Below are 12,357 nucleotides of genomic sequence, written 5' to 3' on the forward strand. Positions count from 1 at the left end.
CGGACACCATGGTGTGTTGTTCGAGCACCGTCACCGTGTCGACGGCGGCGGTCTTGGCGGTTCGTTTCACGTCCAGCGGTTCCTGCCGCAGGATCTGCTCGTTGAGCGACCGCAGCGTCGGGCCCGGATCGATTCCCAGGTCGTCGGCGAGCGTCGTCTTGACGCGTCGATAGGCGGCCAGGGCGTCGGATTGGCGGTCGGTGAGGTAATAAGCCGTGATCAACTGCGCCCACAGCGGCTCGCGATAGGGGTGTTCGGCGGTCAGCGCCTCCAGTTCGGTGATCACGGCGGACGCACGCCCGCACGCGATTTCGGCCTCTGCCTTCGCGCCGTGGACCAGAATCTTTTCCTCGACAAGGGAAGTGGCGAAGGTGTCGACGAACTGGAACTCGCGCAAGTCCTCGAGCACCGGTCCGCGCCATTCCGCCAACGCGGCCGCCAGGTGCCGGCTGGCGTCTTCGAATTTGCCGGTGGCTGCGGCGTGTACACCCGCGGTCTTTTCGGCGATGAAGCGTCCGAGATCGTAAGCGTTTTCGGCGATACTGAGCCGGTATCCCGGCGGCGCCGCCGCCAGCACCACCCGAGGGTCGATGCCGGCGGTGCTGAGCAGCTTGCGCAGATTGGACACATACGAATGGATGCTGGCCCGTGCCCCCGACGGCGGCTCGTCGTCCCATAGGGCCGTGATGAGCCGGTCGACCCCGACCGGACTGTTGTGGTTCATCAACAGCATGGCAAGCACCGCCCGCTGTTTGGGAGTGCCCAATGCCACCAGGCTGCCGTCGACACTCATCTCCAACGGTCCGAGCAGACCGAGTTCGAGACGTTTGTCCACCATCGCCTATCGGTCCTTCCGGTCCTGCGCAGCGCACCTTTGAGATGTCCTAGCTTGCCATTGTGATATCAATCCCTGCGATTTCGGTAGTGACCCGCGAATTGTGCGTGTTCGACGGCTGGGCGCTGATCGCACCGCGGGTGATGAAAAGCGTTCCCCGCCACAAGGACGTGGGGCGCCTGTCGCGAACGGGTCTGGCGCTCAGGCGAACACGCACAAGGCGGACAAGGTTCCGATCTTGGCCTTTTCGTTGCCTCAATAAATTCTCAACGTGACGTCACAGCGACCCCCGCGTCGGACTAGGCCCTGGTCATGGCGTAGTAGGCGCCCCGCCGGGCCAGCAGCTCGGCGTGGCTGCCCTGTTCGACGATCCGGCCGGCCTCGATCACGACGATGCGGTCGGCGTCCCGGATCGTCGAAAGGCGGTGCGCGATAATGAAACTCGTACGGTCGCGGCGAAGTTCGGACATGGCGCGGGCGATGAGCGCCTCGGTGCGGGTGTCGACGGAGCTGGTCGCCTCGTCCAGGATCAGCAGCCGCGGCCGGGCGAGGAACGCCCGCGCGATGGTGATCAACTGCCTCTCGCCCGCGCTGATGTTGCCGCCGCCTCCGCTGACTCGGGTCTCGTAGCCGGCGGGCAGCGTGTGCACGAACCGGTCGACATAAGCCGCCTGCGCGGCCCGCACCACCTCGTCCGCGCCGGCCCCGGGCCGCCCGTAGGCGATGTTCTCCGCGATCGTCCCGTCGAAGAGCCAGGTGTCCTGCAGGACCATGCCGATCCCCGAGCGCAGCGACTGCCTGCTGACGGTGGTGATGTCGACACCGTCGACCAGGATCCGACCGGAGTCGACGTCATAGAACCGCATGAGCAGGTTCACCAGCGTGGTCTTGCCGGCCCCGGTCGGCCCGACGATCGCCACCGTGCTGCCCGGCTCGGCCACCATCGACAGGTCGTGGATCACCGGGGTGTTCGGGCGGTACCCGAAGGTCACGTGTTCGAACTCGACTCGTCCGGCGCGATGTGTGGCCCCGCTGTCGGCGGTCGGTTCGGGGTCCGCCGTTTCTTCGGGCTCGTCGAGCAGATCGAACACCCGCTCCGCGCTGGCCACGCCGGACTGCAGGGTGTTGTACATCCCGGCGACCTGGCTCAGCGGGGCGTTGAACTGCCGGACGTATTGGATGAAGGCCTGGATGCCGCCCAGGGTGATGTGGCCGGTGGCCACCTGCAGGCCGCCCACCACGGCGACGGCCACGTAGCCCAGGTTGCCGATGAACGACGTCGCCGGTGCCACGAGTCCCGAGAAGAACTGCGCGCCGAAGCTGGCCCGGTAGACGTCGTCGTTGTGGTCGCGGAACTGTTCGCGCGCGGCGGCCTGATGGCCGAACGTCTTGACCACCGTGAAGCCGCTGTACGTCTCCTCGATGTGGGCGTTGAGGCGACCGATGCTCGTCCATTGGGCCACGAACAGGCGCTGCGCGCGCCGCGCGATCGCGCGGGTGGCCACCAGCGACAGCGGCACCGTCGCCACGGCGATCAGGGCCAGCAGAGGCGAGATGGACAGCATCATCGCCAGCACGGCGACGATGGTCAGCACCGACGTGACGAGCTGGCTGATGGTCATGGACAGCGACGACTGCACGTTGTCGATGTCGTTGGTCACCCGGCTCAACAGCTCGCCGCGCTGGCGCCCATCGAAGTACGACAGCGGCAGCCGGTGGATCTTGTCCTCGACGTCGGAACGCAGCGCGACCATGGTGCGCTGCACGGTCACGTTGAGCAGGCGCGCTTGCGCCCAGATCAGCAGCGCGGAAGCGAGATACAAACCCAACGCCAGCACCAGGGTTCGTGCCACCGCGGCGAAGTCCACGCCTCTGCCCGGCACCACGCTCATTCCCGAGAGAAGGTCGGCGAAGGTGTTGTCGCCCCTGGCCCTGGCCGCGGCGACCGCCTGTGCCTTGGTGATGCCCGCGGGGAGCTGACGTCCGATGACGCCGTTGAACAGCAGATCGGTGGCGTGGCCGAGGATTCGCGGAACGACGACCCCGATCACCGTGCCGGTTACGCCGAGGCTGATCACCGCGATGCTCAGCCGGCGTTGGGGCGCAAGCCGTCTCACCAGCCGGGCGGCCGAACCCCAGAAGTCGCGGGAGCGTCCGGCCGGGGCCGGGGTCAAGCCGCGAGTGGCCGTCACGGTCATGGCGCGCCCCCGACTTGGCCCGATCGGACGGCGCTGACCGATTGGGAGTCGGCGAACTCGGCATAGGTGGCGCAGTCGGCGAGCAGCGATTCGTGCGTGCCGGTGCCGACCAGTCTCCCGCTGTCGACGACGATCACCTGGTCGGCCTGGGCGGCGGTCGAAACCCGTTGCGTGACAACGATGACGGTGGACTGACCGGTAATCCGCTTCAGCGATTCGCGCACCCGCGCGTCGGTGTGCACGTCGAGCGCGCCGAACGAGTCGTCGAAGAGATAGATGGCCGGTCGGCGGATGGCCGCCCGCGCGATGGCCAGTCGCTGCCGCTGACCGCCGGAGAAGTTGATTCCGCCCTGAGCCACTCGCATTCTGAGCCCGTCATCGTGTGCGCGCACGAACCCGTCGGCGTCGGCCACGCGCAACGCTTGCCACATCTCGTCGTCGGTCGCGTCCGCCTTGCCATAGCGCAGGTTGTCCGCCACGGTCCCCGAGAACAGGTAGCCGCGCTGGGGAACCAGCCCGATCGCGGACCAGAGCCGCTCGGTGCGGTAATCGCGGACATCGACGTCGTCCACCAGGACGGCGCCGCCGGTGACGTCGTAGAGCCGGCAGATCAGCGACACCAGCGTCGACTTGCCCGAGCCGGTGCTGCCGACGATGGCGGTGGTGGTGCCGGGCCGCGCGGTCAGCGAGATGTCTTGCAGGACGGGCCTGTCGGCGCCCGGATAGGTGAATGTCGCGCCCGCCAGGCGCACCATTCCGGTGATCCCGCCGCGCGGGAACACCGGGCTCCGCGGGTCGTCGACGGCGGCCTCGGTCGAAAGAACTTCGGTGATCCGTTCGGCGCAGACGGAGGCTCGGGGCAGCACCACCAGCGTCATGGTCGCCATCAACACCGCCATCAGGATCTGGGTGAAGTACGCCAGGAACGCGGTCAGCGACCCGACCTGCATCTGGCCGCGATCGATGCGCAGCCCGCCGAACCAGATCAGCGCGACGCTGGACACGTTGACGGTCAGCGTGGTCACCGGCAGCATCAGCGCCTGCCAGTTGCCGGCGGTCAGCGCGGTATCGGACAGCGCGGCGTTGGCCCGGCCGAACCGCTCCCGCTCGTAGCCTTCGCGGGCGAACGCCCTCACCACCCGGATGCCGGACAGCTGGTCGCGCATCACCCGGTTGATGCCGTCGATCAGGCCCTGCATCCTGCGGAACAGCGGGAGCATGTGCGACATCACCCAGTAATTGGCCACAGCCATGATGGGAACGCTGACCAGCAGCAGCCAGGTCAGCGCCGCCTCCTGGTGGATGGCCATCACGATCCCGCCGATGCACATGATCGGCGCGGTGACCAGCACGGTGCTCGAGATCTGAACGAGGTACTGGATCTGGCGGACGTCGTTGGTGCTGCGCGTCAACAACGTGGGCGCGCCGAAGCGGTCCGTATCGTGTTCGGAGAAGGTGGTGACGTGTTCGAACATCGCGGCGCGCAGGTCGCGACCGAAGCCCATGCCGGTTCGCGAGCCGAAGTACACCGCCGCGATCGCGCACAACACCTGCAGGCCGGTGACCGAGAGCATCACCAGGCCGAGCCTGACGATGGTGGCCGTGTCGCCCTTGGCGACGCCCTCGTCGATGATGGCGGCGTTGACCGTCGGCAGGTACAGCGATGCCAGCGTGCTGATGAGCTGGAGCACCATAAGCGCCGCGACCAGCCGCCGGTACGGCCGGATGTACTGGCGCAGCAGTGCCAGGAGCATTTCGTAACTGTCGCACACGGCGCGTCCCGCGGCCGCCAGCAACCGCCGGATGGTCTAACTCGGCCGCCGCATGCGGTGACGCGACTGAAACGCCTGCTCAGGCGCGTCGGTGGTTGACCTGCTGAGCTGCCGCTACAGTGCATCGTGTGGACCGGCAGCAGGCTGAGAAGAAGCAGGGTAGCGGTGCGGCGTAACTCGAGGGCGCTGGCCGTTGCGGCGACAGCCTTGGCGATCCTGATCCCCACGGTTGCGGCGTGCTCGGATTCCGGGAGCAACAAACCGGGCGCGACGTCGTCGACGGCGCCGGGAAACTCGGAGGGCCACCACGGGCCGATGTTTCCCCAGTGCGGCGGCATCAACGATCAGACCGTGGCGGAGCTGACCAAGGTGACCGGCCTGATCAACACCGCCCGGAACTCCGTCGGTTGCCAGTGGCTGGCCGGTGGCGGCATCCTCGGCCCGCACTTTTCGTTCTCCTGGTATCGCGGCAGTCCCATCGGGCGTGAACGCAAGACCGAGGAGCTGTCGCGCGCGAGCGTCGACGACATCAACATCAATGGCCACGGCGGCTTCATCGCCATCGGGAACGAGCCCAATCTGGGTGACTCGCTGTGCGAGGTGGGCATCCAATTCCAGGACGACTTCATCGAATGGTCTATCAGCTTCAGTCAGAAGCCGTTCCCGCCGCCGTGCGACATAGCCAAGGAATTGGCGCGCCAGTCGATTGCGAACTCCAAATGAGCAGAAGTAGCGTCCGCGCCCTTGTCGCCGTCTTGATCACCGCGCTCGTCGTGTCGACCGGATGTTCGAGGTCCGTCGCCGGTAACGCCGTGAAGGCCGGCGGTCCGACGCGTAACAACAACTCCCAGCAGCAGTATCCGAACCTGCTCAAGGAGTGCGAGGTGCTCACCAGCGACATCCTCGCCAAGACGGTGGGCGCGGATCCGCTCGACATTCAGAGCACCTTCGTCGGGGCGATCTGCCGGTGGCAGGCGGCCAACCCGGCCGGCCTGATCGACATCACCCGGTTCTGGTTCGAGCAGGGCAGCCTGAGCAACGAGCGCAAGGTCGCCGATTTCCTCAAGTACAAGGTCGAGACGCGGAACATCGCCGGGATCGATTCCATCGTGATGCGCCCGGACGACCCGAACGGTGCGTGCGGGGTGGCCAGCGACGCGGCCGGCGTGGTCGGCTGGTGGGTCAACCCCCAGGCGCCCGGCATCGACGCGTGCGGTCAGGCGCTCAAGCTGATGGAGCTGACGCTGGCTACGAACTCCTGAGTCAGCGCGGGATTTCGAACCCGATCAGGGCGGCGCGGCCGAGTTCGAGGCCCTTCCATCCCGACGTGACCGTCAGCACGGCGATCGCCGACGTCGGGAACTTGATCGAAATCCGTTCCGCCACGGCAACATCGGTGCCGGCACCGCCGAGGCCGAGTGCCACCGCGGACATCGTCGGCTCGTGACCGACGACAAGCAGCGTCCCGATGTCCTCGCTCACGGCGTTGATTTCCTCGATCATCGTGCCCGGGGTCGCGCCGTAGAGCCGCTCGCTGTACCGCACCGGGGCGTCGATACGCGTGGTGGCCAACGTCTGCCGGGTCCGCGTCGCGGTGGAACACAGCACGGCGTCGATGGCCGGGGCGTTGGCGCGCAGCCAGTCGCCCGCGAGGCCGGCCTCGCGAATTCCTCGCGGCGCCAACGGCCGCTCGTGGTCGGCGACGCCGGGCGGGTAGTCAGACTTCGCGTGACGCATCAACAACAACGTGCGCTGGTCTTCCACGGGAGTCACGCTAACCCCTATGCGGCGTCGTCGTCATCGTCGTCGTCGTGGAGGAGTTTTTCTCCGGTGGTGGAAGGTGTTGGTGCGGGGTCGGCCGTCGATGTCGGTGCCGGGATTTCGCGTGGTCGGTGACGTGGTGGACTTCGGAGAGGTAGCCGGGCACGATGCAGTCTGAGGATGAGCAGGGTTGTGCGTGTCTAGGTTATTGCGGCTCCCAGTGGCGTGCTGTCCTGACTTACCAGTAGTCCGTCCGACGAACGGTCGGATGCGTCGGTTGGAGGGAGTTGCAGGCATATGGGTGTCCAGACTGCGAGTGAGGTGTTCTACGACCCCTACGACGTCGAACTCAACGCCGACCCGTATCCGCTGTTTCGGCGGCTCCGCGAGGAGGCGCCGCTGTCGTACAACGACCAACACGACTTCTACGCGCTGAGCCGATTCGACGACGTGCATGCGGCGCTGAATGACCATGAGACGTTCAGCTCTGCGCGGGGAAACATTCTCGAGTTGATCAAGGCTGACATGCCGATTCCGCCCGGCGTGTTCCTGATGGAGGACCCGCCCCTTCACGACATCTATCGCCAGAGCCTTTCTCGCATGTTCACGCCACGCAAAATGCGCGAGGTCGAGGCCACCGCGCGGCAATTCTGTGCCGAGAGTCTCGATCCGTTCGTTGGTACCGGGGGCTTTGACTTCATCGCCAATTTGGGTGCCGAGATGCCGGTGAGAGTCGTGTGCAGGCTGCTGGGAATTCCCGATGAGATGCGGCAGGAGGTCCTTGACCTCGCCGAAAGTCACGTCAACACCGAGGCCGGCGGACAAATGAAAGCCGCGTCCACAGGGCTGGAAACCGGGCAGCTGTTCGCCGACTACCTCGATTGGCGCGCTGAACATCCCTCCGACGACGTGGTCACCGAATTGCTCAGCGTCGAATTCACCGACCTCGATGGCACCAGACGGGGGTTGACCCGCGAGGAACTGCTGATTTGCATCACGCTGGTCGCCGCGGGCGGCGCCGAGACAACGACCCGGCTAATCGGTTGGGCGGGCAAGGTTTTGGCCGAGCACCCCGAGCAGCGGCGGGAGCTGGTCGCCGATCGCAGCCTGATTGCCGGCGCAATCGAGGAGCTGCTGCGTTTCGAACCCCCCGCGCCACACATCGCGCGCACCCTCACACGCGACGTGGACTACTACGGACAACACGTGCCGGCCGGCAGCATCATGATGTTGCTCGCCGGTGCCGCAAACCGCGACCATCGGCAATTCCCGCCCGATGGCGACGTCTTCGACCTTCACCGCAAAGCCGGAGCCCATGTCGGCTTCGGTGTTGGCGTGCACTATTGCCTGGGAGCGTCGTTAGCCCGGATGGAGGGACGCGTGGCGCTCGATGAGGTGCTCAACCGCTTCCCGGAGTGGGACATCGATATGTCTGCGGCACGCATGACCACGACATCGACAGTCCGCGGCTGGGAAACTTTGCCGGCCGTCCTGGCATGAAAAGGTCGCGCCTGGTCTTTGATCCGCGCAAAAATAACCAATCGCGGCGCCATGACTCAACATTCGGCCTTGATGACGTGACCTGGGTAAATTAGCTACGCCCACCTGGCGTACCCAACTACCCTTTCCGACAGATGTGGATCGACCAGCCGTCGGGGTGAGGCAGTCGGCGAGTTCGGCGGGCTGTTCGGGGCGATAGTCGTTCCGTAGGTGGCCAGGTCGACCTCGACGACCTGGCGGGTTGCGGCATCGACCCAGCCGGGCGGGGGTCGGAAGAACCGGCGGATCACGGCACCTACCCGCCGCCGAGTTTCCCCCCACGCTGGGCGGCCGCGGTGGCCGGCAGGATCGGCGCCGGCGGCTCGCCGGTCTGCCCGTGACGCAAAATACCCGCTCGGAGACCTGCCGGGCGAGGTCCCGCGTCTTGTCGGTGCGCGGATTTAAGCTCGCGATGCCCTGGTAATCACGGAGTCCGAAAGGGAGCCGCCGCCATGCGATTCCTGCACACCGCCGACTGGCAGCTCGGCATGACCCGGCACTTTCTCGCCGGTGATGCTCAGCCGCGGTACTCGGCTGCCCGGCGTGACGCGGTGGCCGGCCTGGGGGCGCTGGCGACGGAGGTGGGCGCCGAGTTCGTCGTGGTCTCCGGCGACGTCTTCGAACACAATCAGCTTCCCCCGCAGGTCGTCGGGCAGTCGTTAGAAGCCATGCGCGCCATCGGGATTCCGGTCTACCTGCTACCGGGCAACCACGACCCGCTCGACGCGTCCTCGGTGTACACCAGCGCCCTGTTCACCGCCGAACGTCCCGACAACGTGGTGGTGCTCGACCAGGCCGGCGCCCATCGGGTCAGGCCCGGGCTGGAGATCGTCGCCGCGCCATGGCGATCCAAGGCGCCGACCACCGACCTGGTCGCCGACGTTCTCGAAGGCCTCGCGCCCGAACCGGTCACCCGGATCCTCGTCGCGCACGGCGGGGTCGACGTCCTGGACCCGGACCGGGACAAGCCCTCCCTGATCCGCCTGGCCACCCTCGACCGCGCGCTGGCGACCGGTACGGTGCACTACGTTGCACTGGGGGACAAGCATTCACGGACGAATGTCGGTGACAGCGGCCGGATCTGGTACTCCGGTTCGCCGGAGGTCACCAACTTCGACGACGTGGAATCCGACCCCGGTCATGTCCTCGTCGTGGAGATCGACGAGAGCGACCCGCGTCGCACCGCCTCGGTGGAATCACGGCATGTCGGCCGGTGGCGCTTCGTCACCATGCATCACCAGGTCGACACTCGCCGTGACATCGCCGACCTCGACCTGAACCTGGACCTGATGGCAGACAAGGACCGCACCGTGGTGCGCTTGGCGCTCACCGGATCCCTGACGGTCACCGATCGGGCGGCGCTGGATGCGTGTCTCGACAAGTACGCGCGGTTGTATGCCTGGCTCGGCCTGTGGGAACGCCGCACCGATCTGGCGGTAATCCCGGCCGACGGCGAATTCAGCGATCTGGGTATCGGGGGATTCGCCGCCGCGGCGGTCGACGAGCTGGTGGCGACCGCGCGCGAGCCAGCCTCCGATGCTGCCGCCGACGCGCAGGCGGCGCTGGCGCTGTTGCTACGCCTCACCGACCGGGGCGCCGCATGAAGTTGCACCGCCTGACCCTGACGAATTATCGCGGCATCGCGCACCGGGAGATCGAATTTCCCGACCACGGTGTCGTCGTGCTGTGCGGCGCCAACGAGATCGGCAAGTCGTCGATGATCGAGGCCCTCGATCTGCTGCTGGAGTCCCGGGACCGCTCGACGAAGAAGGAAGTCAAGCAGGTCAAGCCCACCCACAGCGACGTCGGATCCGAGGTTAGCGCCGAATTGAGCTGCGGCCCTTATCGTTTCACCTATCGCAAGCGGTTCCACAAGAAATGCGAAACCGAACTGACGATCCAGTCGCCGCACCGCGAGCAGCTCACCGGCGACGAGGCGCACGAACGGGTCCGCGCGATGCTGGCCGAGACGGTGGACAGCGATTTGTGGCACGCCCAGCGGGTGCTGCAGTCGGCGTCGACCGCCGCGGTGGATCTCTCCGGTTGCGACGCCCTGTCGCGCGCGCTCGACGTGGCGGCCGGCGACGCCGCGGCGTTGTCGGGCACCGAGCCGTTGCTCATCGAACGCATCGACGCGGAATACGGACGCTACTTCACCCCCACGGGGCGTCCCACCGGGGAATGGGCCGCGGCGATCACCCGCCTGGCCGACGCCGAGGCCGCGGTCGCGGAGTGCGCGGCGGCGGTCGCCGAGGTCGACGAGCGGGTGGGTCGGCACGCGGCCCTGACGCAACAGGTGGCCGACCTGTCCCAGCAGCGCATCGCCGCGCGCCCCCGGCTCACCGCCGCGCAGCAGGCCGCGGAAAAGGTCGCCGAACTCACGGGGCAAGCACGCGAGGCCGAGTTGATCGCGACCGCCGCGGCGGCTACTAGCGCGGCGGCCACCACGGCCCGCACCTCACGTCTGCAGCTTCTCGCCGAAATCGCTACCCGCACAGCGGCTGTCGTGGCTGCCGAGGCACAAGCGAAAGAGGCCGCCGACGCGCGCGCGGCGGCGCAGGCCGAGGCCGAGGCCGCCGAGGCCGCCGCCCGGCAAGCCGCCGAGGCCGTCGCGGATCTGCATCACCGCGCCGAATCCGCCCGCCGCACCGTCACTCAGCTCGCCGACCGCGAGGAGGCCGATCGGCTGAGCGCCCGGTTGGCCAAGATCGACGCGATCCAGCGCGACTGCGAGCAGGTGTCCGCGGAACTCGGCGAGATCGCGCTCACCGAGCAGCAGCTGCGCCGGATCGAGACGGCCGCGTCCGCGGTCGATCGCATCGGCGACCAGTTGGCGTCGACGTCGGCGGCGGTCGAGTTCGCCGCCGCCGCGGACATCGAGCTGTCCATCGATGGCGAACGGGTCGCGTTGTCCGAGGGCCAAACCTGGTCCATCACGACCACCGGGCCCACCGCGGTCGAAGTCCCCGGCGTCCTGACCGCGTGGATCACTCCCGGCGCAACCACCCTCGATGTCCAGGCGAAACACGCTGCGGCGCAAGAGGAGCTGTCGGCCGCGTTGGCCGACGCGCGGGTGGCCGACCTGGCCACGGCCAGGGCCGCCGATCAGCGTCGCCGCGAACTGGAGGGCAGCCGCGACCAACTGACCGCGACCCTGACCGGCCTGTGCGGGGACGACGAGGTCGACGAGCTGCGTTCGCGACTCGCGCAGCTGCGCTCCGCGCAACCGGCGGACAGCGCGGCTACCGGCATCGGAGCCGCCCGCGACGAGCTTGAAGCGCTTCAGGCGGCTGGCCAGGCCGCGATCGCCGAGTGCGACGGCCGACGCCGGATCGCCACCACCGTCACTGCCCGGCTCACCGAGCTGGCCACCCGCGCAACGGTTCTCGAGGACGCGCTGAAGAACCAGCGTTGCGAACTCGACGCGGCCACCGACCGGCTGGCCCAGGAGCGGGCGTCGGCCGGCGACGACGAACTGGCGTCGGCGGCGGAGACGGCGCTGCGGGCCGCGTTCGCCGCCGAACGTCGGCATGCCGAGCTCGCCGCGGAACTCGCGGCGGCAAGCCCGGACTCGGTGAACGCCGAATTGCGCGCCGCCGTAAAGGAAACGGAAGAACTGCGCGAGCGCTACGAAGAGGCCGCCCGCGCGTTGCGCGAGATCACCATCGAACTGTCGGTGATGGGCAGCGAGGGCCGCCAGGGCAAGCTCGACGCCGCGGAAACCGAACGCGAACACGCCGCCAGTGAGCACATCCGCGTCGGCGGCCGGGCCAGGGCGGCGCGCCTGCTGCGCTCGGTCATGACGCGTCACCGCGACACCACCCGGCAGCGGTACGTCGAGCCCTACCGCGCGGAACTGCAGCGGTTGGGTCGCCCGGTGTTCGGTCCCACGTTCGAGGTCGAGATCGACAGCGACCTCTGCATTCGCAGCCGCACGCTCGACGGAATCACGGTGCCCTACGACTCGCTGTCGGGTGGGGCCAAGGAGCAACTCGGCATCTTGGCGCGGCTGGCCGGCGCCGCCCTGGTCGCCAAGCAGGACGCCGTTCCGGTGGTCGTCGACGACGCGTTGGGGTTCACCGACCCCGATCGGCTGGCGAAAATGGGGGAGGTCTTCGACACGGTGGGCACTCACGGGCAGGTCATCGTCCTCACCTGCAGTCCCGACCGGTACGACGGCGTCAAGGGCGCTCACCGCATCGATCTCAGCGCCTAGCACCGGCGCTGAGCTGCGTCGACCACACCGGACGCG

Annotated in this window: 9 protein-coding genes and 1 pseudogene; 5 read left to right on the forward strand and 5 right to left on the reverse strand. The window is 67.7% G+C overall.

From position 1 onward, the window contains the following. The 3 genes from A5704_RS16030 to A5704_RS16040 all read right to left on the reverse strand — a co-directional run. Positions 1-838, reverse strand: an 838-nt coding sequence (locus tag A5704_RS16030) for a BTAD domain-containing putative transcriptional regulator (protein WP_067889843.1), incomplete at its 3' end; no start/stop codon positions are given. Positions 839-1,134: 296 nt separating this feature from the next. Next, positions 1,135-3,033, reverse strand: a complete 1,899-nt coding sequence (locus tag A5704_RS16035; protein WP_067761189.1) for an ABC transporter ATP-binding protein — start codon at positions 3,031-3,033, stop codon at positions 1,135-1,137. After that, entirely contained in the window at positions 3,030-4,787 is a 1,758-nt protein-coding gene (locus A5704_RS16040) for an ABC transporter ATP-binding protein (RefSeq protein WP_067889880.1), read from the reverse strand. The genes A5704_RS16035 and A5704_RS16040 overlap by 4 nt, the downstream gene beginning before the upstream one ends. Before the next feature lie 183 nt (positions 4,788-4,970). Between A5704_RS16040 and A5704_RS16045 the strand changes: the two genes are divergently transcribed. Next, positions 4,971-5,528 carry a DUF3558 domain-containing protein gene (locus tag A5704_RS16045; RefSeq protein WP_067761192.1) on the forward strand — a complete coding sequence of 186 codons (558 nt, stop codon included), beginning with the start codon at positions 4,971-4,973 and terminating at the stop codon, positions 5,526-5,528. Continuing rightward, positions 5,525-6,067 (forward strand): DUF3558 domain-containing protein, encoded by a 543-nt coding sequence (locus A5704_RS16050; protein ID WP_067779649.1) that lies wholly within the window; start codon positions 5,525-5,527, stop codon positions 6,065-6,067. Before A5704_RS16045 ends, A5704_RS16050 begins: the two co-directional genes overlap by 4 nt. Position 6,068: 1 nt before the next feature. On the opposite strand, the gene A5704_RS16055 is transcribed toward A5704_RS16050, so the two are convergent. Next, on the reverse strand, positions 6,069-6,569 hold the full coding sequence (locus A5704_RS16055; RefSeq protein WP_156736470.1) for a histidine phosphatase family protein: 501 nt from the start codon (positions 6,567-6,569) through the stop codon (positions 6,069-6,071). Between the two features lie 17 nt (positions 6,570-6,586). Beyond that, positions 6,587-6,753, reverse strand: a pseudogene (locus A5704_RS29805) (hypothetical protein); the annotation flags it as partial. A gap of 110 nt (positions 6,754-6,863) precedes the next feature. Between A5704_RS29805 and A5704_RS16060 the strand changes: the two are divergent. From A5704_RS16060 to A5704_RS16070, 3 genes are all read left to right on the forward strand, one after another. Then, a complete protein-coding gene (locus A5704_RS16060; RefSeq protein WP_067761196.1) occupies positions 6,864-8,066 on the forward strand; it encodes a cytochrome P450 in 1,203 nt (400 codons plus the stop codon). Between the two features lie 491 nt (positions 8,067-8,557). Continuing rightward, entirely contained in the window at positions 8,558-9,709 is a 1,152-nt protein-coding gene (locus A5704_RS16065; protein WP_067781532.1) for an exonuclease SbcCD subunit D, read from the forward strand. Continuing rightward, positions 9,706-12,321 (forward strand): ATP-binding protein, encoded by a 2,616-nt coding sequence (locus A5704_RS16070; RefSeq protein WP_067781529.1) that lies wholly within the window; start codon positions 9,706-9,708, stop codon positions 12,319-12,321. The genes A5704_RS16065 and A5704_RS16070 overlap by 4 nt, the downstream gene beginning before the upstream one ends. Positions 12,322-12,357: the final 36 nt, after the last annotated feature.

This window comes from Mycobacterium sp. E735, assembly GCF_001666955.1.
In the GTDB taxonomy this organism is placed as follows: Bacteria; Actinomycetota; Actinomycetes; order Mycobacteriales; family Mycobacteriaceae; genus Mycobacterium.

Coding starts and splice junctions, on each gene's coding strand:
- A5704_RS16035 (WP_067761189.1), bottom strand. CDS start 3,033: ATGACCGTGACGGCCACTCGCGGCTTGACCCCGGCCCCGGCCGGACGC.
- A5704_RS16065 (WP_067781532.1), top strand. CDS start 8,558: ATGCGATTCCTGCACACCGCCGACTGGCAGCTCGGCATGACCCGGCAC.
- A5704_RS16060 (WP_067761196.1), top strand. CDS start 6,864: ATGGGTGTCCAGACTGCGAGTGAGGTGTTCTACGACCCCTACGACGTC.
- A5704_RS16070 (WP_067781529.1), top strand. CDS start 9,706: ATGAAGTTGCACCGCCTGACCCTGACGAATTATCGCGGCATCGCGCAC.
- A5704_RS16050 (WP_067779649.1), top strand. CDS start 5,525: ATGAGCAGAAGTAGCGTCCGCGCCCTTGTCGCCGTCTTGATCACCGCG.
- A5704_RS16040 (WP_067889880.1), bottom strand. CDS start 4,787: ATGCTCCTGGCACTGCTGCGCCAGTACATCCGGCCGTACCGGCGGCTG.